The organism is Methanococcoides mangrovi (assembly GCF_052057775.1).
In the GTDB taxonomy this organism is placed as follows: Archaea; Halobacteriota; Methanosarcinia; order Methanosarcinales; family Methanosarcinaceae; genus Methanococcoides.
Map to the genome: position 1 here is coordinate 1,591,027 of NZ_CP195121.1, position 21,338 is coordinate 1,612,364.

The 21,338-nt window shown below is 39.3% G+C and carries 21 protein-coding genes, 1 tRNA gene and 1 pseudogene; 10 read left to right on the forward strand and 13 right to left on the reverse strand.

Going from position 1 to position 21,338, the window contains the following annotated elements:
* Positions 1–612, reverse strand: coding sequence for a tRNA (pseudouridine(54)-N(1))-methyltransferase TrmY (trmY, locus tag ACR3I3_RS08010; protein ID WP_440951741.1), 612 nt, complete (start codon positions 610–612; stop codon positions 1–3).
* Between the two features lie 255 nt (positions 613–867).
* Positions 868–1,890: a DUF21 domain-containing protein gene (locus ACR3I3_RS08015; protein WP_440951742.1), complete on the reverse strand. Its 1,023-nt coding sequence runs from the start codon at positions 1,888–1,890 to the stop codon at positions 868–870.
* A gap of 464 nt (positions 1,891–2,354) precedes the next feature.
* On the opposite strand from ACR3I3_RS08015, the gene ACR3I3_RS08020 reads away from it, so the two are divergent.
* On the forward strand, positions 2,355–2,726 hold the full coding sequence (locus ACR3I3_RS08020) for a hypothetical protein (RefSeq protein WP_440951743.1): 372 nt from the start codon (positions 2,355–2,357) through the stop codon (positions 2,724–2,726).
* A gap of 153 nt (positions 2,727–2,879) precedes the next feature.
* Here the strand turns inward: ACR3I3_RS08020 and rimK are convergent, their stop codons facing one another.
* The 3 genes from rimK to ACR3I3_RS08035 form a co-directional block, all read right to left on the reverse strand.
* A complete protein-coding gene (rimK, locus tag ACR3I3_RS08025; protein WP_440951744.1) occupies positions 2,880–3,785 on the reverse strand; it encodes a 30S ribosomal protein S6--L-glutamate ligase in 906 nt (301 codons plus the stop codon).
* Complete coding sequence (locus tag ACR3I3_RS08030) at positions 3,782–4,264, reverse strand: ATP-dependent zinc protease family protein (protein ID WP_440951745.1); 483 nt, start codon at positions 4,262–4,264, stop codon at positions 3,782–3,784. The genes rimK and ACR3I3_RS08030 overlap by 4 nt, the downstream gene beginning before the upstream one ends.
* Positions 4,265–4,555: 291 nt before the next feature.
* Complete coding sequence (locus tag ACR3I3_RS08035) at positions 4,556–5,059, reverse strand: META domain-containing protein (RefSeq protein ID WP_440951746.1); 504 nt, start codon at positions 5,057–5,059, stop codon at positions 4,556–4,558.
* Positions 5,060–5,327: 268 nt separating this feature from the next.
* Between ACR3I3_RS08035 and ACR3I3_RS08040 the strand changes: the two genes are divergently transcribed.
* Both ACR3I3_RS08040 and ACR3I3_RS08045 read left to right on the forward strand, forming a co-directional pair.
* Positions 5,328–6,107, forward strand: coding sequence for a TIGR00266 family protein (locus ACR3I3_RS08040; RefSeq protein ID WP_440951747.1), 780 nt, complete (start codon positions 5,328–5,330; stop codon positions 6,105–6,107).
* Positions 6,108–6,130: 23 nt separating this feature from the next.
* Positions 6,131–6,763, forward strand: a complete 633-nt coding sequence (locus ACR3I3_RS08045) for a metallophosphoesterase family protein (RefSeq protein WP_440951748.1) — start codon at positions 6,131–6,133, stop codon at positions 6,761–6,763.
* A 69-nt stretch (positions 6,764–6,832) separates the two neighbouring features.
* Here the strand turns inward: ACR3I3_RS08045 and ACR3I3_RS08050 are convergent, their stop codons facing one another.
* A complete protein-coding gene (locus ACR3I3_RS08050; RefSeq protein ID WP_440951749.1) occupies positions 6,833–7,579 on the reverse strand; it encodes an MBL fold metallo-hydrolase in 747 nt (248 codons plus the stop codon).
* Between the two features lie 80 nt (positions 7,580–7,659).
* Between ACR3I3_RS08050 and ACR3I3_RS08055 the strand changes: the two genes are divergently transcribed.
* Positions 7,660–7,744: transfer RNA gene (locus ACR3I3_RS08055), tRNA-Leu, on the forward strand.
* Positions 7,745–7,987: 243 nt separating this feature from the next.
* On the opposite strand, the gene ACR3I3_RS08060 is transcribed toward ACR3I3_RS08055, so the two are convergent.
* A complete protein-coding gene (locus ACR3I3_RS08060) occupies positions 7,988–8,614 on the reverse strand; it encodes a LysE family translocator (protein WP_440951750.1) in 627 nt (208 codons plus the stop codon).
* A gap of 589 nt (positions 8,615–9,203) precedes the next feature.
* Here ACR3I3_RS08060 and ACR3I3_RS08065 point away from each other — a divergent pair.
* Positions 9,204–9,440, forward strand: coding sequence for a CxxC-x17-CxxC domain-containing protein (locus ACR3I3_RS08065; RefSeq protein WP_440951751.1), 237 nt, complete (start codon positions 9,204–9,206; stop codon positions 9,438–9,440).
* Between the two features lie 383 nt (positions 9,441–9,823).
* Here the strand turns inward: ACR3I3_RS08065 and ACR3I3_RS08070 are convergent, their stop codons facing one another.
* Complete coding sequence (locus ACR3I3_RS08070; RefSeq protein WP_440951752.1) at positions 9,824–10,015, reverse strand: YwbE family protein; 192 nt, start codon at positions 10,013–10,015, stop codon at positions 9,824–9,826.
* Positions 10,016–10,322: 307 nt separating this feature from the next.
* Between ACR3I3_RS08070 and ACR3I3_RS08075 the strand changes: the two genes are divergently transcribed.
* Positions 10,323–10,589, forward strand: coding sequence for a hypothetical protein (locus ACR3I3_RS08075; RefSeq protein ID WP_440951753.1), 267 nt, complete (start codon positions 10,323–10,325; stop codon positions 10,587–10,589).
* Between the two features lie 357 nt (positions 10,590–10,946).
* The gene (locus ACR3I3_RS08080) at positions 10,947–11,345 is read left to right on the forward strand and encodes a hypothetical protein (RefSeq protein WP_440951754.1); all 399 of its coding nucleotides are present in this window, start codon (positions 10,947–10,949) and stop codon (positions 11,343–11,345) included.
* 564 nt (positions 11,346–11,909) lie between these two features.
* On the opposite strand, the gene ACR3I3_RS08085 is transcribed toward ACR3I3_RS08080, so the two are convergent.
* Positions 11,910–13,490: a right-handed parallel beta-helix repeat-containing protein gene (locus tag ACR3I3_RS08085; RefSeq protein WP_440951755.1), complete on the reverse strand. Its 1,581-nt coding sequence runs from the start codon at positions 13,488–13,490 to the stop codon at positions 11,910–11,912.
* Positions 13,491–14,388: 898 nt separating this feature from the next.
* The gene (locus ACR3I3_RS08090; protein WP_440951756.1) at positions 14,389–14,655 is read right to left on the reverse strand and encodes a DUF3303 domain-containing protein; all 267 of its coding nucleotides are present in this window, start codon (positions 14,653–14,655) and stop codon (positions 14,389–14,391) included.
* 615 nt (positions 14,656–15,270) lie between these two features.
* On the opposite strand from ACR3I3_RS08090, the gene ACR3I3_RS08095 reads away from it, so the two are divergent.
* The 3 genes and pseudogenes from ACR3I3_RS08095 to ACR3I3_RS08105 all read left to right on the forward strand — a co-directional run.
* Complete coding sequence (locus tag ACR3I3_RS08095; protein WP_440951757.1) at positions 15,271–15,699, forward strand: MarR family winged helix-turn-helix transcriptional regulator; 429 nt, start codon at positions 15,271–15,273, stop codon at positions 15,697–15,699.
* Between the two features lie 188 nt (positions 15,700–15,887).
* The gene (locus tag ACR3I3_RS08100; protein ID WP_440951758.1) at positions 15,888–17,108 is read left to right on the forward strand and encodes an MFS transporter; all 1,221 of its coding nucleotides are present in this window, start codon (positions 15,888–15,890) and stop codon (positions 17,106–17,108) included.
* A gap of 132 nt (positions 17,109–17,240) precedes the next feature.
* Positions 17,241–17,396, forward strand: a pseudogene (locus ACR3I3_RS08105) (IS5 family transposase); the annotation flags it as partial.
* A 363-nt stretch (positions 17,397–17,759) separates the two neighbouring features.
* Here ACR3I3_RS08105 and ACR3I3_RS08110 read toward each other — a convergent pair.
* The 3 genes from ACR3I3_RS08110 to ACR3I3_RS08120 all read right to left on the reverse strand — a co-directional run bounded on the left by ACR3I3_RS08110 (position 17,760) and on the right by ACR3I3_RS08120 (position 21,011).
* Positions 17,760–17,951 (reverse strand): CxxC-x17-CxxC domain-containing protein, encoded by a 192-nt coding sequence (locus ACR3I3_RS08110; RefSeq protein WP_440951759.1) that lies wholly within the window; start codon positions 17,949–17,951, stop codon positions 17,760–17,762.
* Positions 17,952–18,703: 752 nt separating this feature from the next.
* A complete protein-coding gene (locus ACR3I3_RS08115; RefSeq protein ID WP_440951760.1) occupies positions 18,704–19,357 on the reverse strand; it encodes a hypothetical protein in 654 nt (217 codons plus the stop codon).
* Between the two features lie 235 nt (positions 19,358–19,592).
* Positions 19,593–21,011, reverse strand: coding sequence for an FIMAH domain-containing protein (locus tag ACR3I3_RS08120; protein ID WP_440951761.1), 1,419 nt, complete (start codon positions 21,009–21,011; stop codon positions 19,593–19,595).
* Positions 21,012–21,338 lie beyond the last annotated feature (327 nt).

Consider the following 21,338-nt stretch of genomic DNA (forward strand, 5'->3'; position numbering starts at 1 on the left):
TTATTGGCGGACCTTCCCTGCGATTGTCCTGTCTATCTCGTTATTTATCAGTATTATGCAGTGATCTGCATGTAGTGGTATAGGGCCCAGTGAGATCGTCTCTGCTCCCTTTTCATCTATCATCCGCTCTTCCTCTTCTGTGACACCTACGTGGTCACCCAGGATGAAAACAGCATCATCGTTAAGGTCCGTCATCTCACGGATATCTTTTCCATCTTCATGAAGGTAGATGAACCTGCGTCCTTTTTCACTGAACTCGGACAGGAGTGTATCAAGTCCTCCATTTCTTATGAAAACGCCAGGCGTGGAGCGTGTCTCTCTGTCCCCTGCTTCCTTCTGGAGTGCCTTTTTGATAAGCGAGCCCGCGCTTCTTTCATCAGGGTTCAGGTAGCGTATGTGCTCACCGTCGAAGCGTATTATCTTTCCCGGCTCCGGGTCACCAAGCATCACAAGGTGTACCTGTACATCCCTTCTCAGGTCATGGGATAAGAACAACGATGAGTTGATGCACCTGCAAAGGATATCCATGCGGCCGGCTGAGCCGGGCATGTCGTTAAGGGAAAAGTCGCCTTTTGTTACAGCTTTATGGGCAATTATCACAAAATCTCGCATTTTTTAGGGTCCTGTCTTGTTATTGGTGATAGCTATTCCTATTAGATGGATCTAATGCACCTTCAATAACACTAATATTTATACTATGTGCATTCCGGAATGGTTCATAATAAAGGAGATAGGATAAAAACATATCTGCTTTGGTCAGAATTGCAGCAGTATTAATTATATGGTTGCATTAATATCTTTCCTGATATTTACGGCCTTATCCTTATTTTATACGATCGCCGATCCTATCCGGCCATCGTTATAATATTACCGTACCCTGTTCACAATGCCCCTGAACAGTCTTCCTAGTATGTCCGATCCTGTTATTACGATCTTTTCAGGATCTTCATCGTTCCAGTAAAGTATAAGGTCGTTATCGATGACATCGTCCTCAGAGTCTACCGGATAGACCTTCAGTTTGTGGATAACATCCCCGATCTTCTCTTTTGGACTTTTTACTATTATGGGGACATGGCAATACCTTAGAGGATAGAAAGGCCTTCTGTAGATCGCATCACGTATGAAGGATGTAGAATCGATCGCTACAATAGGATTATCTTCCTTGTCAACCGCGATGATCCATTTTTTGGCAGGCCGGGCTATCTTCTCAAGCAGTTCCTCGAACTCAGGAGTCCCAATATTCGGAAAGATGGGTCTGTCGTTGTATGTTTCAATCTCTATTATGGAATTCTGGTCTATAATCGAACCTTCCTGTTTTATACTAAGGTCATCAAGTGACAGGAAGTTCAGAGCACCAACTCCTTCCATCATATCAATGTCGCTTGTTTCTGATATGATGTGCTTCTGAAGCATGATCCTCAGGGAAGTTTCCTTGAAAAATTCAAGTTTCTCCTTTCCGAGCCATCTGTCAAGGACAATTGCGGAAGGCTTTGTAACAGGATACAACAGAGCTAAGTAAAATCTCACAAGGGGTGTCAGTGAAGCTCCCATCTTCAGGGCGTTCCTTGTGAAATATGCTTGTGGAAGTATCTCTCCGAAACAGGTGATGAATACTGTTGAGAATATAAATGCAGAGCTACCGATCATTACAGAGTCTGTTAGAAGTGTAAGCAATACGTTGACACCTACATTACCCCACAATAATGTGGAAAGGAGCAAATGCGGGTCCTTCCTTAATTTCAGTACCTTCTTTGCATTTATGTTGCCGGCTTCGGCCTCTATCTCAAGCCTGAGGCGGCTTAGACCAAAAAGACCGATCGTCAACCCGGAAAACAGTGCAGACTGGCTCAGACAAAGAACAATAAGTAACCAGATAATGATATCATTCATGATTTAGTGTTTCACTCCAGATAAGAAACGTTGTTGAATATAATACATCGGCACAAAATAAAACCGTTTCTATTTTATTTGATTGCCCGGAGCTTTGTTTTTTGGCAATGGCTGAAAGTGTATATAACCCATCATCATCAATCTTTGTTTTAGGGAGGGTTTATTCGGGAGTATTTAAGTGAAACTTTCTGGGACACGTTTTGCACAAAGAAGAGGTTGTCTGCTTATATCTATTGTTATCGTATCAATTGTTTCAATAATATCCGGCCCTGACAGAATCACTGATGGAATCCTATTTTATTGAGATAGAGAGCATAGAATCTTACATTGCAGGTGACCACTATGAAATGGTGGGAACAGGTTAACTGCGTGTAAGTGAATACGATGATGAAATTGACATTTCCCTTATTATCACGAAGGACACAATAATAGCAGATTTCCTGCAAAAGGGCAGGTATGCTGCAGTGGATGACAGTGCTTTTGAACTGGACATATATTTCGCACCCTGGTTCAGTATCCCTCTTGAGAATACACAACTTAAAATCACTCTGCCGTATGATATAGATTCTGTGGAACCTGAGCCTTTATCCATGAAACCAACTCTTCACTGGGATCAGGCACCTTCAAACGTGGTGGTAACAGGAACGCAGAAAAAAGGGAACTGGTTGGTGTATGGAGTGGTTTTGGTTATTCTGGCAGGTATCGGGTATATGGTGTACAGGAAGAGAGGGATGCAGATCGATACAGAAGGGCTGAATGCATGGAAGGATAAAGGTTCCGAGGCTTTTGGCGAGATGATGTCAAAGGCAAAGGGGATGAGAGATAAGAAAAAGTAAATCGAGACAAAAAGGCCAAACTGACAGGAAGCTAAGCAAGCCGTCTCCGTCTCTCTCAGGATGAAATTTCTGAGAGGGCTGTAAGGGCCTGCTATTCAGAACATTTTGATTAAACATCGTCCTGCCCGGACAGCAAAAAACCCGGATCGATGATCAGCCTTTCCCGCGGGTCGTTGTCTTTCCGGTCTTGTAGTTCTTCTCAGCGTATTCAATGATCATGCCTGCAATATCTTTTCCTGTTGCAGCCTCTATTCCTTTTAGCCCGGGCGATGAGTTCACTTCCATTACAAGAGGGCCGTGATTGGAACGTAAAAGATCGACACCGGCAACATTGAGTCCCATGATCTTTGCGGCACGTACGGCGGTTGATCTCTCTTCAGGTGTGATCCTGATGACCTCTGCTGAGCCACCTCTGTGGATGTTCGAACGGAATTCCCCTTTTGGTGCCTGCCTTTTCATGGCTGCGACCACTTTCCCGCCTATGACAAAACAGCGGATATCAGCTCCGCTTGCTTCCCTGATATATTCCTGGACAAGGATGTTCGCTTTTACACCCATGAAGCCTTCTATTACGCTTTCTGCGGCTTTTTGTGTTTCTGCAAGCACCACACCTATCCCCTGGGTACCTTCGAGCAGTTTAACAACAAGAGGTGCACCGCCGACCATTTCGATAACATCCTTGATGTCATCCGGCTTGCTGGCATAACCTGTTACAGGAAGGCCTATTCCTTTGCGGGAGAGCAGCTGCAGGGATCGAAGCTTGTCACGGGAACGGGTGATGGCAACTGATTCGTTCAGGGGGAACACACCCATCATTTCGAATTGTCTCAGGACAGCAGTACCATAGAAAGTCACAGATGCGCCTATACGCGGGATAACAACATCAAAGTCGTCAAGTTCCTCTCCTTTATAGTGGATGGAAGGCTTATGCGATGTTATGTTCATGTAAGCTCTCAGCACATCAATTACCTGGATCTGGTGGCCTCTTTCTTCTGCTGCCTCGATCAGGCGCTGGGATGAGTATAGCTTGCGATTTCTTGATAATAACGCGATCTTCATTTATCAGCCTCTGTTTTTTGTTTGTATATGCTGCGTGCGTCAAGTTTTCCGTTCATGTATGATGCTGTCGGATCTACGATTGCCCTATCTTCCATTGCGCTGCGTCCCAGTAACATCCTGAAACGCATGGTATCACGATCGGTAAGTGTTATTTCAATGGGGTAGCGCTGAGATGCGATAACAACATCTGTTTCGATAACATAACGCATTTCACTATGGCCGCCGGAGTCAGTGACCCGCCGCCGGTCCTTCAGGGGTGCTATGCATTCGATCTGAAGGTCCTGGTCCTTCTGTATGGGATGGACCCGGAAACGGACCATTTCGATACCATTCTCCGTGTAATGTTCCACATTGAATGCATGCAATGCGGATGTTCTGGCGCCAGTGTCCACTTTGGCTTTTATAGCAGGCAATCCGAGGTCCGGTAATGCAACCCACTCTCTCCAGCCAAGCATCAATCTCTGTTCTTCTTTTAACATAAGTATTTTCAAAGTGTGATATTTTCCTGATCAATTGTTCATAAAGCCTTTTACAGCAAAATCCCATGGTATGGGAACAATTGTTCATTTCGCACTGTTCTGTAATTGCAGGAGCAATTTACAAGTTTAAGTCAGATACCAGTGAAATTCGGGTACATGTACCCAGTTTATGATGAGTGATATCGAATTAAAACCGAAAAGAGCATTTAAGTATAAATTAAGTTTGGTAAGATGAAGGGTAAGACTACCCTTTCGATCTTAAATTTATGAAAAATATATTTCAGAACGGTTTTACACTGTCACTGTTGTTTCTCCCCATATAAAGAGCATTCTGTCATCGTTCTCTCCTGTGCCGAGAACAAGCTGTTCGTCGTCAATTGAAACAGATGTTACGTTACTTAATAAGGAAAGATACTGGCTGTCCAGTGAGTCCGGTCCGCAGTATGCAAGTGTTATTGGCCCCGGTGCCAGGGTCAGTTCGTTTCCGTCGAGAGTATAGGTTCCACTGCCAACATTGCAGTCTGCTTTTATGGAGTATGTGCCGTCCTGGTTGAATGTGATGGTGTAGTTCTCCGGATCAGGGACCACGGACTGGCTTGCCGGGAGTGTTTCGATCAATCCTGACCATTGCCATTCGATGTCAATGATGTCATCCTGAGTAATTATTGTCTCTTCTTCATGTTCGCTCTCTAGATCGCTATTCCCATTTTCTGCTTCAGTACAACCTAAAGCCATCAGGCTACCGGTGAGTACTGCAAAGATTAGGAGAATGGATAGTAATTTCTGTGTGTTCATTTCCTGATACCTCCTGGTTCTCTAAATGTAAATTGATCTGTTTCCTATTTATCGATTGCTTTAGCTACAGTTCAATTCGAAGTCTTCAGATGCTGATTTCTATACAGATCTCTATGTCGATCTCCAGCTTTGGTGGCGTTATGTGAATATCAGGGAAAATAAAGGTCTTTGTATCTGCCTACAATATGTTTATTTGTTGTTAAATGCAATATTCCTGCAGAGGGGACGTTCCAATTTGTGGGTGCTGTCCCGTAGAGGTGTACTAAAAATGGCAGATGAGATCGATTACAGGATTTATGGTAATGAGATGCAGCTTGTGGAGATCGGCCTTGACAAAGGAGAAACTGTAAAGGCAGAGGCCGGAGCCATGATGTTCATGGGCGATGGTATCAAGATGGAGACCTCCACAGGAGGTGGCATCCTGAAAGGCCTCAAGAGAGCAATATCGGGTGAGAGCTTCTTCATAACTTCATTCACTCAGGCCGGAAGCGGAAAGGGTAGTGTTGCTTTCGCTGCTCCGTATCCTGGTAAGATCGTGCCTATCGACCTTAAGGAAGAGGGTGGCAGTTTCCTCTGCCAGAAGGATGCTTTCCTCTGTGCTGCTGATGGTACTGATATTTCTATTGCGTTCTCCAAGAGGATCGGAGCAGGTCTTTTCGGAGGCGAGGGTTTCATTCTCCAGAGACTTCACGGTGACGGTCTCGCATTCGTCCACGCAGGCGGTACCGTCCTGAAAAAGGAGCTTGCATCGGGAGAGACCCTGAGGGTGGATACCGGATGCCTGGTGGCATTTTCTGAAAGCGTTGACTACGACATCCAGTTCGTGGGCGGTTTCAAGAACGCACTCTTCGGTGGCGAGGGTGTGGTGCTGGCAACGGTCAGGGGACCGGGTACGGTATATCTCCAGAGCCTGCCGTTCTCACGCCTGGCTGACAGGATCGGTGCAGCTATTGGTCCGGCTCAATCCAACAGGGGAGAAAGAGGCGGTATCTCAGGAATAGGCGAGAGTGCCCTTGGTGGTATCCTCGGAGGCGACAGGAATTTCTGATTTTCTTCTTCGAGGTATGAACAATGAGAATACTTGCCCTTGCGGATGTACACGGTGACCATTCACACATTGAAAGCCTGCTGGAGATGGCAGGCAATATCGACCTTGTAGTGATCAGCGGAGACCTGACCCAGTTCGGACCGGCCAGTGAGGCTGAAACGGTTTTGTCGATGTTCGATGTTCCAGTCCTTGCTGTGGCTGGAAACTGTGACCCGAAAGATGTCAATGATGTCATCGATTCTTCTGATGCCGTGAACCTGCACAAATCTGTGGAAAAGATAGAAGGCGTTACGTTCATAGGGATGGGCGGTTCCAGCCCGACTCCGTTCTGCACTCCTTTCGAGCTTGAGGAGGACGAGATAGAGGCAGCTCTTGAGCCGCTTTTCGCAGAAGCTGAAGGCACAGTAGTGCTAGTCTCACATGCCCCTCCAAAGGGCCTGCTTGACGATGTAGGGGGCAATAATGTGGGAAGCACAGCTGTGGCAAAGTTCATAGACCGGGCAAGACTAGTGATCTGTGCACATATCCATGAAGCAAGGGGATTTGCCAGGTCAGGCGATACCTTCCTTGTGAACCCCGGTATGGCAGCACAGGGGTATGGTGCCCTTATCGAGCTAGAGCCTGATAACGTGAGCGTGGTCTTCCTTGAGGCTTAAAACAGAGAACAAAGTGGAAAATTATTTCAGATTGTATTAAAAAGAATGAGGCAGGTTCATCCGATCCTGTCAGATTTCAACAACCATGAGGTCGGAGGGTATGTGAACTTCCCCCTCGAACTCTTCTTTTATGTATTCAAGGGCTTCTTCCTCATGTCCCTGCATGTGAGGGTAAAGGTGTGTGAGATATACCGCTTTTATACCTGTATCTTTCAGATAGGGCCTCATCATGTCAGGCGTGGTGTGATTCGTCATCTCAAAGTCCAGCGGGAACGAGCACTCATGGATAAGCATATCACAGCCCCGGGCCAATGCTACGATGGCATCACAAGGCTCTGTATCCCCGGAGTAAACCACTGTCCTGCCGTCATATCTTACCTGGTATGCCAGTGAAGGCACGCTGTGTATCCCCGATGCACACTTCACATCACATCCATCGAAAAGCCTCAACTCTTCTCCCGGTGCAACCTCGACGACATCAACGCTTACTTTCTCTTTCATATAAGGATAGATGTCCATAAGCCTTTCAAGCCACTCCCGCGTGCCCGCCGGCCCATAAATGGTGGAGTCGAACTTATCACACAGCCAGTTAGCCTTGAGCAGACACATCACATCGGCCACATGGTCCAGGTGCAGATGCGAAAGCACAATGGTATCGATTTCCGTATGCAGGTTCCCACTCTCGAAAATCCGGTTCAGCACCCCGCCTCCGCAATCAAAAAGAACCTTCTTTTCACCCATCTCCATCAGTAATCCTGATTGCACCCTGCCTTTCTGTGGTATCGCCACACCTGTTCCAAGAAATGTAATCTTCATGCTTCATTAGAATAAGGCTTAAGTAACTTAACTTTAATTATGGGATGTTCAATAGCAAAAGGCAACAACTCTATTTCTATGCGGGGGTTGCCCAGCCAGGTCAAAGGCGCCAGACTTAAGATCTGGTATCGAAGGATTTCGAGGGTTCGAATCCCTCCCCCCGCACTTTTTTTTGGGATATAGGCAAATCGGGAAAAGGCAACTCCCTAAACTTCTCGAATAATCTCCCTATATCCGAAATATTATTCGTAAGCCCTGTTTTTTTTTAATAAGTTATAATCCGTAAAATGTTCTATTTTTTAATTTAATTACTAGTGTTCTTGTTTAACCGATATTACCAATAACAAGAACTCTGAATTTTACTTTAAGCTAACATAAGTAAAAACATGGCTTTTCAATAATTTCATATCATTTATGTGAAAGTGCTAGTTTAATTCCAATCACTGAAAATATACTTGCTTTCATCCAATTGACATACAAGCCAACTCTCGGCATATCCAATATTTTACTACCAATGCTACCAGCAAATGCAGAAACGATTGAGAAGACTACTATCGCCTGAATCATGAATACTATTCCAAGTACTCCCATTTGAGTGGAAACATTGCCAGTCTGCAAGTTCACGAATTGGGGTAAAAATGCCAAAAAGAAAAGAGATACTTTTGGATTCAATAAATTCATGAAAATCCCTCTTTTATAGAGGCGACTATAATCGGTTTCTTTTATTGAATCAGAAGATAACAAATAATCCCCCTCTTTTAGAGCCTTTAATGCAAGGTATATCAAATAAGCTGCTCCAAGATATTTTACAATTGAGAAAGCAATAGCAGATTTGTATAAAATGGCCGAGATCCCCACTGCTGCGGCAGTTGTATGGAATAATATTCCTGTGCATAAACCTAATGCTGTTGCAATACCCGCCTTTTTACCCTCGGAAATACTTTGAGTTGTCACAAAGATCATATCCGGACCTGGTAAAATTGTAAATGCCACTGATGCCGCAATAAAATAGATCAATTGTGAAGTTTCAATCAATATCTCCCCTCTTTTTTTGCTATGAACTTAGGCATATATATGCTATTTGGTTATATTTTTGTTTTATTTCTGTGAAATTATTTGTTCAAACAGCATAGTTATACATTTCAACTCAAAAATAGTCCCGCAGAAATAATTAACAAAATTTCTACAGGGCTTTATGCTTTTAGTTTACTATTAAATCGGGGAGATTTTCTAAAGGTCCTCTCCATTACATGAAGCAGAATGCTAAGAGTGTTAAGCCGTTTACTCTCAATGCTCCTTCAAAGTGCAATTCTCCCAGGGGATAATGAACTTGCTTGAAGTTGTCTGATTTATTTTGCCGTACAATGATCATTTATTTTCTAAATATGAATTTTGATAGCAGAGCTTATTTATACTAAAAGGTGCTATAGTGCATCAGTTCGATTGCTCAACGATTTTATAAAGGATTACTCTATTTTTGCGTGCTTCTTTTAACAATTGCTGACAGTAAGAAGTAGTTATATCGGAATGAGCGATTTAGTTAAGACAAGGTAAAACTGGTCATGCGATAATTCTCAGTTTCGGTTCTGCTGTGCGGACTAATAATTATTTAGGAGATAAACAAATGGGTTACAATGACAGAGGCGGAAACAGCCGAGGCGGAAACAGCAGAGGCGGAAACAGCAGAGGCGGAAACAGCAGAGGTGGCGGTGGCTTTAGATCAAACAACGGTCCAAAAGAAATGCACAAGACAACATGCTCTGACTGCAAACAGGAGACTGAAGTACCTTTCAAGCCATCTGGTGACAGACCTGTATACTGCAGGGAATGTTTCCAGAAGCACAGACCAGCCAGATACTAATTATATCTTGATATAATTCAATTCTGACATATTTTAATAAAAGACAGATTCACTGTAGTCGTTCGATTGATCAGTATCTGTCTTACAGTCTTTTTCTTTGTCCTTATCTTTTGACAATCTATCTCGTAAGCTAAGCTAGAGAGGATTCTATTAATGAAAATCGAAAATGTGTTATGTCCTTGGTGTGGAACCCCTATACTTGCAACAATTCCACTGGGACAGAGCATTGTGTATGTTTCGATCACTTCCGGGAAACCGGCAGATTTCGGAGCAACATATCGATCAGTTCAAGGTGTACGAACTGTAATAAGAGTTTTGCATGCTATACTAAGAATTCCAGAACAGGATAACTAGAAACTGTCATTCATCGGAGTGAATTTCCTTTACTCTTCGACATAATCATCTTCCAGTTGAACTTTTATTCCGTGCGGATAGGATGAGGAATTTGTCAGAATTCTTTTGGCAATACCTCTGGTGATCTTGCCATTTTTCTGGTCCTGCTTCAAGAGTATTCCTACGTCTAGTCCTATTTTGAGGTGTTGGAATCTTTCTTGACCGTTTTGAAAAATACACATCGTTAACTTTTTATTTTTTTTAAGATAACCGAGATCATATTGTAATTAAAACAGAACGGATGTGCAAAATATCTGCACAATCGCGTACACTTTTTTAACGTTAGCTATATCCCCGCACTTTTCTTTTGGGATATAGGTAAAGCCGGAAAAGGTAACTCCCGAAACTCCTTAACCTATCCGTATTGGTAAGTGCCTGGCTATATCAAATTTATTTAAATAAGTTCTGTGCCGTAACTCCCTAAACTTCTCGAATATTACTTTATACTCGAAGAGTATACTTGCGGGCTTTTATTAAAAAAAAGTTATAATGCTCAAGGCAAAGGGGCTTAGCCATAATCTTGTTGGAACGAGCAAAGCTGTTGAGTCCATGAAGCCTGTTTATGTTGCTGAAAGGAATGATACTGATCTGTTGAGAAAAAAAAGATCATTGACATGTCTTTCACCGAATGGAAGAAGATGGGGTTTCTCTAAGGGTACGCTTCATTATATGAAACAGAATGCCAGAAGTGATAAGCAGTTCACATTAAATGCACATGTGAAAGAGAGGTTGGAGAACTGGGGAGAGTGTTGTTAATTTTCCTCATACAAAAAAGTACCAGAATCAAGCAAAAGAAGTCAACTTAAAGATGGTAATGCACAACATTGACATGTATGTCAAGATTGTGCTTATTGTTCAAATGTGGACTTCTCTAAAACTCAATTTTTGTATCTTACAAGACATATATTATATGAGCAATACTATTCGAATAACTTTATAATCTCATAATTTCATATAGGATATTAAACCTACAAAACGATTTTTGACTCGACAAGTGAAAAAATCATAATTGTATGGGCACGGAAGTATTCTATCGGTTAATATTTTTGCAGACTTCCGTTTCACTATTTCTTTGTCCTAAAGAGTCAACTGAAAGTGATGGAGGAATGGTAAATGAGCAAACAAAGGATTTGTTTAGTAATTGGAGTACTTCTGGCACTTTCGTTAGTGCTCGTATCTGTAGCAGCAGCTGTTCCACCTACTGAAAAGAATCTCCAAAAAGCAAGGTTATTGACTCCGACAAAAACTGTATCATTTGACTTAGTAAATGAGGTGACCTTTGATTGGACTGATGTTCGCAATGCCGGATCTTACAGGGTTTTTATATTTTACTCAGAACCGGGTGAAGAAAATTGGATATCCATATATGTTGAAGATGTAGGGGAATCAAATATTGTTCTTTCCAAAGACTACTTCCCGCCAGGTAATGATTATAGCTGGTATGTGATAGCATATGGCGATTCCGGATACTCAGACTCATTCAGTCGTACAGCTTATTTTACCGTCGTGTAATAGGCTATACAATTTTTTCTTTTTTAGATATTCTTCCCAGGTCATTCTACATTTCATTCTATTCTTCCACGATGGAACTCACTGAATAATGCAAAGACATCCTGTTTGTTCGAGGGATGCCTTCATCCCCAAGGTGCCAGAACATGTGTTTGAAGAGTCCGATTCAAACCTATGGTATTCTTTAGAAGAAGATTAAAGAACCTCTGCATTCACAACATACAACATTCAAACATTTATTGAAGAAAACCCAGACTATCAAATTGAACCCAATATAGAAATAAAAATATGAACTCAAATAGGAGGTTATGCATAGATTGTGCAAAAAAGCGTAGTGTTTTTTGCTGTTACCTATATCCCCGACTTGCTATGCAGGGGATTGGATTCGAACCTTTTTGTTTAGGACGATACATCATAACTTAATAATTAGGGTATGTGTTAACCAAAGAGTTTAAACTTCGTGGAAATGGTGGAAATTGAAATCAACAACACAATTAAAGATTTTGTTGTAGTAAACGGTTTAAATTGATCCAGAAAAGTTAATAAAAAAGATCAAAGAAGGGTAAATTACCCTTCTGAATTCTGTATCATCTCAATGATGCTATTTGCTTCATTGATTAGGTATTCAGCTTGCTCATCTCCTAACTTATCTTGTCGTTCCATTATACTAACAAATTTAATGAGATCCTCAAGTTTTTTGATAGCCTTATCCTCATCTCCTTTTTCCAGATGGTGAATTGCATTATCGAGTTTTGCATTGAGGGATTCTTTGGTACCGTTATCTACTCCTTCCAGACTACTGATATAATCTCTGAGATTTTCTACTTTCTCAGTTGGTGTAAGAGGCGCTAAGTACAATGGCAGGTAATCAATGTTATTTACGTCTAATTCATATTCACTTAGAGGTGAATCACAGAAACCGTCGCTATCCGTATCTTCATTCATCTGGCTGAAACCTGTACCATCAGGATGGGACCAGTAGTTTCCACCTAGATAGGGACCACCAATTATGTTGGTGCCTGCTGTCTTGGTGATGTTCCAGATGTTTCCGGTGCTGTCTGCAGAGATTAGAGTGTTGTTCGTGTTGTCGAAGTAATTGTTGTAGATGATATTGTCACTGCATATTGAGAATAGCTCGATACCTGTCCAATTATTCGAGTTTACAATGTTACTAGTCAATGTGTTGGAGCAAGAAAAAGATATATATATACCGTTCTGCTCGTTCGAGCTTATACTGTTATTATCCAGTGTATTAAATTCACTATATCCCTGTAAGTAGATACCGTTCTGATCGTTCGAATTTACGATGTTATTAGTTAACTTATTGTAGCTGCACCAATCCGTTAATGATATGCCATCGCCGTTGTTCCAGTTTGCAGTGTTATTGATAAGGTCGTTGTGACAGCAGGAACCAGACAGAAAGATGCCACCGCTGTTCCCGTTTGCAGTGTTACTAATCAACTTATTGTTGCCGGATTCCACTGAAAGTAAGATGCCGATACCGCTGTTCCCGTTTGCAGTGTTGTTAGTCAGCTCGTTGTGGAAGGCCAAACCTATCATGATGCCGTGATTATTGTTCGAGTTTGCAGTATTATTAATCAGCGTGTTTTCGTTGCTGAAGTCTGTCAGCCAAATGCCCCCTCCGTTGTTCGAGTTTACAGTGTTATTAATCAGCTTATTGTTGCTGGAATAACGCAGAGAGATGCCACACCAGTTGTTCGAGATTTTATTGTTACTGATAGTATTGTTATTGGTACTGTTTTCATCATCTCCCTCGAGATGTATCCCGGCTTTCGGTAACTCAGAGGCACCTGTTACATTAAAACCGCTAATTGTTACATTATTCGCTATTACGGTGAAGACGTAATCATTTGAACTTGCAGCTCTAACATGAGTATCATCCGGATTACCGGATTGTGAGATTATCGTTAACTCTTTGTACACATCCACGTTCTCATTGTAAGTTCCTGGATAGACAAGGACTGTATCCCCATCAACTGCAGCATCTATAGCAGCCTGTATCGAAGTAAAATCTGCTACTGGTCCGGTGCTGTTGTTTACTGTGATTGTGCCTGCTGATGCAGTTCCTACGGTCATTAATACTAAAGCTATTCCAAAACAAATTAGTATAGTTTTTTTAATTCTCATTTATACTCCCCACTTTAATTTTTAGAATCCATTAGAGAATTCTACTCAATTTTTAAATAATTCTATTATATTTATATTTTATGAATTAAGAAATATAATTGCAAAATAAAAAAAAATATTGCGGACAAAAAATTCACATTAACTATATACCCGCACTTTTCTTTTGGGATATAGGTAAAGAGGGAAAATGCAACTCCCAAAAATTACTTTAACCATTCGTCTTAGTATGTACTATATCTCAAACTAACTTATTTAATGAAGTTGTTTGAAGGTAACTCCATAAACTTCTCGAATAATCTCCCTATATCCGTAGATTATGCTTACGGCCCTATTTTTTTACTAGAATTTCCACTATAAAGTTGATAAATCGCAATAAAAAATAAGAGCAATACTATCTAATCTGTTGAGTAAGTTACATTTGCTATGTAGGATTTCTACAGATACAAAATTTTAGCACATTAATACTATCATTGAATTATGAGTCCTTTTCTTATTTAGACTAAGAGATTAAACTGTAATCTACAAGATAGACTAATCTAAAATTTTTATACTAATCTATCTAAGTTTATATCCGAACTCGAAATATCGTATAAAAACTTATACGATAGGAATCTATCTCTAAGAGATAAGAATTTATCTTTAAGAGATAGGTAAATAACTATAAGCGTTAAAAGCGTTAAGGATCTAACTAAATACGTTAATAATATGCCTAAAAAAGACATAAATATACCCTTGGATGGTATAGATATATACTTAAAAGACATAAATATATACCTACGAGGTATACTCGATAGTTATACTTTTTTTAGAGGATAGTAGCTAGAAGTATTTCTCATACTTACTAGCACCCATCCTGCTTAACTTCAACTCAGGAGTAATCCGTTCAAAATCTGATCATTTATATTTGTTCGGACATCATCGCCATTAGCTTAGACGTTTCCATAACAGGAAATGACTCGATATGGCAAATGCTCTTCCAGGGAAGAGCTGCAATAGCATAACTTTCCGAATCCTTAATGTCTACCACAGCAACATATCTGCAGGTTGCAAGATCGGTCCATTCACTGATCACTTCCACACTTTCAGGCCAGCTCCACTCGCTGTATCTTCTCATTAATTCATCGTTGTCCTTAGGTTCCCAAGTAACTATATCCATGAATAACATTTGATTACACTCCCTAAAATCAAAAGCCTGTTAATGGCCACATATAATAATTATTTTGATAGCACATATAGGTATCGAAAGAAAATTAATCAGTTCTTAACTTATTTTCAGAATATGATTTAAAGAAAAAATAAATTAAAGCAAAGTAATTAAAAAACAAAAAATGTCATATAACCTAGATCAAATATATTCGAGTGGTCAAAAGAATTATTCATTATAGAACTCTAATTACATATGATCAAAAAGGTTTGAATCAAGAGCGATAAACCGTTTACTCTTAACGCTCATGTTAGGGAAAGGTTGGAGAATTGGGGGGAATGTTGTTAAAGGAGCATATTGACTTAAATTGTACTATAAAGATATAATTAATCAATTGCTCCAAGACAGTTTATCGATAAAGTATCTGGTCACTTTTTTTGCTTAAGGATACAATCTTAACTATTAAATATCAAAATATCATAGTTGAAATTTCTGCGAGAAATTAGTTGCATCGACAACTATATATCAACAAGTTGCATTACAATCACCTAGTTGCTTCTGCAACTAATCGAGTAGACAATATAGTGAGATAATTAAAAATTGACTGGATCAACGTTTGCAAAAAAAGGTGTACAAATGTGCGATAATGAGTTCAGCGGGAAGTTCATCTCATACCTCTATCGATATGGACAAATCTATATTGAAAAGAAAATTGAACCATATGGTATAGGAAGTGGACAGTTCTCTTTTCTCATGCGATTGTATCACGAAGATGGTGTCAATCAGGAATCTCTTTCAAACTATCTAAAGATTGATAAGGCCACTACTACAAGGGCTATAAAAAAACTTGTTGATCGGGGTTATGTTTTTAGGCAGGTTGATGAAAGAGACAGGCGTTCATACATGATTTTTCTTACAGAGAAAGGAAAAAAACTGGAACCAGAGATGAAAAAGATAGCTTCTGAGTGGGAGGACATTCTCTTATCCGGTTTCGATGAAGATCAAAGAAAAGAGATTATTAGCTCACTCGAAATAATGTTTGGCAATGTATCCCGAATTATGTGAGAATTGCCAGAAGTAGTCAAATTTGTGCAGACAACACTCCACCAGTCAGCAGGACTGATAATTTTATTCTATGCACTTTCGCTTCCATTTGCTTTTGTTGTAATGGCATCGTTTCTCTAAACACACAAAACAAAAGCATCAGCATTCAGTCTAAATACTGCTTTACGAAAAAAATTGAGAGATTAAATATGGTTCCAAAAAAATCAAAATTATGGACTAAAGATTTTATAATTATTTCTATTGAGAATTTATTAGCTTTTTTAAGCTTTTATTTGTTAATGATAGTTATTTCCGGGTATGCAATGAGCAAATTTGACTCATCACCAGGTGAAGCAGGCATTGCTACCAGTATATTCGTGATTGGCGGACTTTTTATGCGCCTGCTTATCGGGAAATGGATGGGACAGATTGGCTATAAGAAAACACTTTATTCAGGAATTATTTTCAGTTTTATTACGACATTGCTATATTTCGGGGTAAATAGTATTATCCTCCTAGTTATCGTCCGTTTTCTTCACGGTATGTCATTTGGTATTATTACTACAGCAACAGGTACGATCATTGCGAGTATTATTCCCATGGATAGGAGGGGTGAAGGTATCAGTTATTACGGATTAAGCTTGATACTTGCAACAGCTGTTGGTCCCTTTTTAGGCATTTTCATTACCCAGAATGGCAGCTTCAACATGATTTTTGTCGCCTGTACTATTACTTCGATAATCAGTTTTTTGATTATGCCATTTTTGTCATCTCTAAATGAAATGGAATTAACAGCAGAACAGTTGGAGGAAATGAAGGAGTTCAAATTTGACAATTTCTTTGAAACAAAAGTCATTCCAATTTCAATGTGTTGTATGATTATTTATATTTGTTATTCGAGTGTTGTTTCATTCGTTGCAGTGTACTCACAGGAAATTAATTTGATTAGCGCAGCCAGCTTCTTTTTTATCGTATATGGTGCAGTCGTCGCAATTACGAGGCCGGTTATTGGCCGATTGTTTGACTCCAAAGGTGAAAATTCAATCATGTACCCGGCAATTCTAATATTTTCAATAGGGATTACTCTGTTTAGCCAGGCTCATCATGGATACACTATTTTATTGGCCGGAGCTGTGCTCGGTCTTGGATTTGGAGCCATACAGTCCAGTACTCAGGCAATTTCTGTAAACGTAACTCCGCAACATCGTATGGGCTTGGCGAATTCAACCTATTTTGCGTTCACAGACATAGGAATGGGAATTGGACCTTTACTGGTTGGATTAATGATTCCTTTCTTTGGTTACAGAGGAATGTATATGGTTATGGCAATTGTTGCTGCAGTATGCCTCTTAGTGTATTATCTATTGCATGGGAAAAAGGTACACTGGATAAATGAAATGAGTGTCCATGAGCATGTTGTGATGGACTAAGATGTTGATATGTAGGATGGAGATTTTCTAAAGGTCCTCTCCATTACATGAAACAGAACGCTAAATCTATAAGTCATTTAGTCTGGATGCTCATTTCAAGGAGGGGTGGGGGGAAATTGTGATGGTTTCTGTGCAAGAAAGTACAGAAACCAAGTAAAATAAGTAAAATTCAAGGTATTAATACACAATCTTGACAGGTATGTCAAAATTGTATATTTGGTATTGTTGAGGATTTCTACAAAGCCAAAATTTTACTTCCTTTCTTTTGAAAAAAAAGAGGGGTTTTAAGTGACGAAAATCATTCTGCAATATCAACAATAGAACCTTCTGGGAATATTGTTCTAAATACAAAACCAACAAGTGGCCCCGCAACAAACATTACCAAAGGATACGCAAATACAGCACTAATATCGAAACACACATAATGCTCTGTCCGGAGGTATTGTTGCAAGTATAGGGATTCCACACTCAGTACATAACACATTTTCGATTTTCATTAATAGAATCCTCTCTAGCTTAGCTTACGAGATAGATCGTCAAAAAATAAGGACAACGAAAAAGTATGTCAGACAGATACTGATCAATCGGGACGATTACAGTGTATCTGTCTTTTATTAAAATATATCAGAATTGAATTATATCAAGATATGTTTAGTATCTGGCTGGTCTGTGTTTCTGGAAACATTCCCTGCAGTATACAGGTCTGTCACCAGATGGCTTGAAAGGTACTTCAGTCTCCTGTTTGCAGTCAGAGCATGTTGTCTTGTGCATTTCTCTTGGACCATTGTTTGACCTAAAGCCACCGCCACCTCTACTGTTTCCGCCTCTGTTATTGTATCCCATTTGTTTATCTCCTAAATATTTATATAGTCCGTACAGCAGAACCGTGACTGAGAATTATCGCATGACCAGTTTTACCTTGTCTTAACCAAATCGCTCATTCCGATATGACTACTTCTTACTGTCAGCAATTGTTAAAAGAAGCACACGCAAATAGAGTAATCCTTTATGAAATCGTTGAGCAATCGAACTGGTGCTTTATAGCATCATATAATATAAATAACCTCTGCTATCAAATTTCATATTTACAAAATAAATGACAATTGTACGGCAAAATAAATCAGACAACTTCAAGCAATTTCACTATCCACCGAGACAATTGCACTTTGAAGGAGCATTGAGGGTAAACGGCTTCTCACTTTTGGCATTCTGCTTCATGTAATGAAGTGCACCCTTAGAGAAAACCATCTTCTTTCTTTTCTTATCATCCTCTTTATCTTTCGTATAAGGTTCTTATAAGAAATTATTCCTATTGCTAACGATTTCTTCATTTCATAAGTAATTTCTACATAATTCTTCAATTTCGTACAAGAATTAGATAAGAAACTCATTCTATTGATATTGGTTTTTGGATGAAAGGACAAGGATATTGAGCTTATCCATTTAGTTAAATCTTGGATAGTATGTAAATCGAGTATTCTAGAAATTAAATAAACAATTCACTTTTTGAATGATTTAGCTCAAATTCGAATCATCAGTAAAACTAATTTATAAGATTTCATACTTTGTAAGTTTAATAAAAAAATTGTGAATAATTAAATCTCATCTCTGTAAATATTAGATGATTCCAATTCATCTACTGTATACTCAATTATTTTCAATAATCCACTCGTTATAGCAGGTTCAAAAAACCGGTTAACTTTATAATAAGTTTTACTTAATTTATCTTCTTTAGTAGTAATTAAAATAAGAACTAAAGAAGCATTTAAATTTTTAATAATACCATAATAGTATATCTTACTGAGCATAAAGTATAATCTATCTTTGATATAAAACAAGGGTTCAATATTGTTTTTGACTTCAATAAAGATGTCATTTTTTGGTGTTTTAATATATCCATCAAATAAAGGGTAGTATGAACTTATTGGATCGATCTCGTAAACTTCCATAGATATCTTGGCGTTTTTAATAAGATTATACTGGTGTAATTTATAGTCATCAATATACTTATTCAAGCCCTCAGCCTTAAATTTCCTTATATCTATCCTTTTCCTTGATATATCGCTTCTAAAACCAACTTCCTTTGTCAGAGTTTCGCTTACGTATTCTTTCTCTTCAATTTCCTTTTTTTCGGCTGGTTTTACCTTCAAGAACTGAGACAAATTTTCTGGAAGCTTGACGGCAGTATCATTTATTTGCCCCTGACTATTATTTTCATTCCTCTTCATGTCCTTTTCATTATTATCCATCAAATGTCCCTCTTTAAATAAAAATTTAAATCTATATTCATTATTAAATTAGTTATACATATAACTAGAATATGTTCTAAATTTAATCAATAATAGCATTCATTTTGAGGCTCAATTCACTGCAATAGGAAGAACAATTTCAATTTACCTGCCAGATGCCAACCCTCAAGGAATTAAAATATGCGAGTTCTTTGATTCTGAATGATTGAACAAAAAAAATCAAAGAAGGGTTAGATTACCCTTCAGAATTCTCAATAAGCTTAATGATGGTCTCTGCCTCTTTGATCAGGTCTTCAGCCTGTTCCTCCGATAGTTTTCCTTGATCCTTCAATTTTTCAACGCTATCAATGAATTTTTCAAGTTTATCAATAGCTTTCTCATATTCTTCCTTATCAAGCGTAGTGATTACATCATCAAGTTTTGCATTCAGACTCTTTATTGTAGAAGCGGATAGATTCTCATCACTTCCAATATCTTGCACAAGACTTTCCAGAGCTTTAACCGGATCAGGTCCTGCAATCTTAATCAGCCACGCATCATCGTTGTTGGAACCTGCAACTATGTATCCTCCGTCTGAGGTCAGTTGCACGGAATAGAAATGATCATTACCTGTACCGCCAAATGTCATATTCCATTCTTCAGTACCATTTTCATAAGTCTTGATTAGCCAAGCGTCATAATCACCTGCACCTAAAGATGTTGTGTAACCTGCGACTATGTACCCGCCATCATCTGTCTGCTGAACAGAATAAGCTCTATCATTACCTGTACCACCAAATGTCATATTCCATTCTTCAGTACCATTCTCATCGGTCTTGATTAGCCAGGCATCATAAGGAGCACTATAATATTGTTGTTCGTAACCTGCCAGTACAAATCCGCCATCTGATGTTTGTTGAACAGAATAGGCTTCATCATAACCTGTGCCTCCAAATGTCATGTTCCATTCTTCAGTACCGTTTTCAAAGGTCTTAATCAGTAAGGCATCAGAAGGAGTATTGAAAGATTGTTGGTAACGACCTGCGAGTATGTATCCATCCGGTGTCAGTTGAGCAGATGCTATAGAACAACTTCCATAATCAAATCTCTTGTTCCATTCTTCAGTACCATTTGCATAGGTCTTAATCAGCCATCCATCATAAGTTTTAAATCCCGCTTTACCTGCAAGTATATATCCCCCATCTGATATCTGAACAGAATTAATGCTATCGTCAGAATTACCACTATCAAATATCTTGTCCCATTCTATAGTACCGTTTTCAAAAGTCTTGATTAACCATCCGTTATAAGAATATTTAGGTGCTTCATAAGAACCTGCGATTATGTATCCGTTATCTTCATTAGTTTGCTGAACAGAATAGGCATAAGCAGAACACATGCCACCAAATGTCATATTCCATTCTTCAGTACCATTTTCATAAGTCTTGATTAGCCAGGCATCATAAGTATCGCCCGCACCAAAAGAACTTGTGTAACCTGCCAGTACAAATCCGCCATCTGATGTTTGCTGAACAGACTTAGCGATATCAGGATTTATGCCTCCAAACGTCATGTTCCATTCTTCTGCTGGTGCTTCTACAGCAACAGCAGTTCCCACGGTCATTAACAGCAAAGCTATTCCGAAACTTATCAGTATACCTTGTTTAATTCCCATTATTTCCACCACCTTATTGATTACAATCTTAAGATCCCTCTACATCTGTAGAGATCATTATCAATAAGGCAGGACATGCCCGGAATTTCCAAGTTCAAAAAAGGCAGCGATGCCTTGTCGACCCCCCCACAGACAAGCATAAATCTCTAACTAAAAATTGTACTCGATCCTATTTATACATTATCAAAAAATAGTATATGTTACTTAAATATATTAATATTTATTATGGGTTATAACATTGCTAACAAAGTAGGCAAAAGTGACCAGATACTTTATTGATAATATCTGTTTTTATTATCCCACTCAGTTAACAATATTAAAACCAAT

Bases quoted from the DNA above. Each gene is read 5' to 3' on its own strand.
- trmY (WP_440951741.1), bottom strand. From the start codon at position 612: ATGCGAGATTTTGTGATAATTGCCCATAAAGCTGTAACAAAAGGCGAC.
- ACR3I3_RS08080 (WP_440951754.1), top strand. From the start codon at position 10,947: ATGAGCAAACAAAGGATTTGTTTAGTAATTGGAGTACTTCTGGCACTT.
- ACR3I3_RS08075 (WP_440951753.1), top strand. From the start codon at position 10,323: ATGCTCAAGGCAAAGGGGCTTAGCCATAATCTTGTTGGAACGAGCAAA.
- ACR3I3_RS08085 (WP_440951755.1), bottom strand. From the start codon at position 13,490: ATGAGAATTAAAAAAACTATACTAATTTGTTTTGGAATAGCTTTAGTA.
- ACR3I3_RS08045 (WP_440951748.1), top strand. From the start codon at position 6,131: ATGAGAATACTTGCCCTTGCGGATGTACACGGTGACCATTCACACATT.
- ACR3I3_RS08100 (WP_440951758.1), top strand. From the start codon at position 15,888: ATGGTTCCAAAAAAATCAAAATTATGGACTAAAGATTTTATAATTATT.
- rimK (WP_440951744.1), bottom strand. From the start codon at position 3,785: ATGAAGATCGCGTTATTATCAAGAAATCGCAAGCTATACTCATCCCAG.
- ACR3I3_RS08030 (WP_440951745.1), bottom strand. From the start codon at position 4,264: ATGTTAAAAGAAGAACAGAGATTGATGCTTGGCTGGAGAGAGTGGGTT.
- ACR3I3_RS08065 (WP_440951751.1), top strand. From the start codon at position 9,204: ATGGGTTACAATGACAGAGGCGGAAACAGCCGAGGCGGAAACAGCAGA.
- ACR3I3_RS08120 (WP_440951761.1), bottom strand. From the start codon at position 21,011: ATGGGAATTAAACAAGGTATACTGATAAGTTTCGGAATAGCTTTGCTG.
- ACR3I3_RS08015 (WP_440951742.1), bottom strand. From the start codon at position 1,890: ATGAATGATATCATTATCTGGTTACTTATTGTTCTTTGTCTGAGCCAG.
- ACR3I3_RS08090 (WP_440951756.1), bottom strand. From the start codon at position 14,655: ATGTTATTCATGGATATAGTTACTTGGGAACCTAAGGACAACGATGAA.
- ACR3I3_RS08035 (WP_440951746.1), bottom strand. From the start codon at position 5,059: ATGAACACACAGAAATTACTATCCATTCTCCTAATCTTTGCAGTACTC.
- ACR3I3_RS08115 (WP_440951760.1), bottom strand. From the start codon at position 19,357: ATGGATAATAATGAAAAGGACATGAAGAGGAATGAAAATAATAGTCAG.
- ACR3I3_RS08095 (WP_440951757.1), top strand. From the start codon at position 15,271: ATGTGCGATAATGAGTTCAGCGGGAAGTTCATCTCATACCTCTATCGA.
- ACR3I3_RS08040 (WP_440951747.1), top strand. From the start codon at position 5,328: ATGGCAGATGAGATCGATTACAGGATTTATGGTAATGAGATGCAGCTT.
- ACR3I3_RS08070 (WP_440951752.1), bottom strand. From the start codon at position 10,015: ATGTGTATTTTTCAAAACGGTCAAGAAAGATTCCAACACCTCAAAATA.
- ACR3I3_RS08110 (WP_440951759.1), bottom strand. From the start codon at position 17,951: ATGGGATACAATAACAGAGGCGGAAACAGTAGAGGTGGCGGTGGCTTT.
- ACR3I3_RS08050 (WP_440951749.1), bottom strand. From the start codon at position 7,579: ATGAAGATTACATTTCTTGGAACAGGTGTGGCGATACCACAGAAAGGC.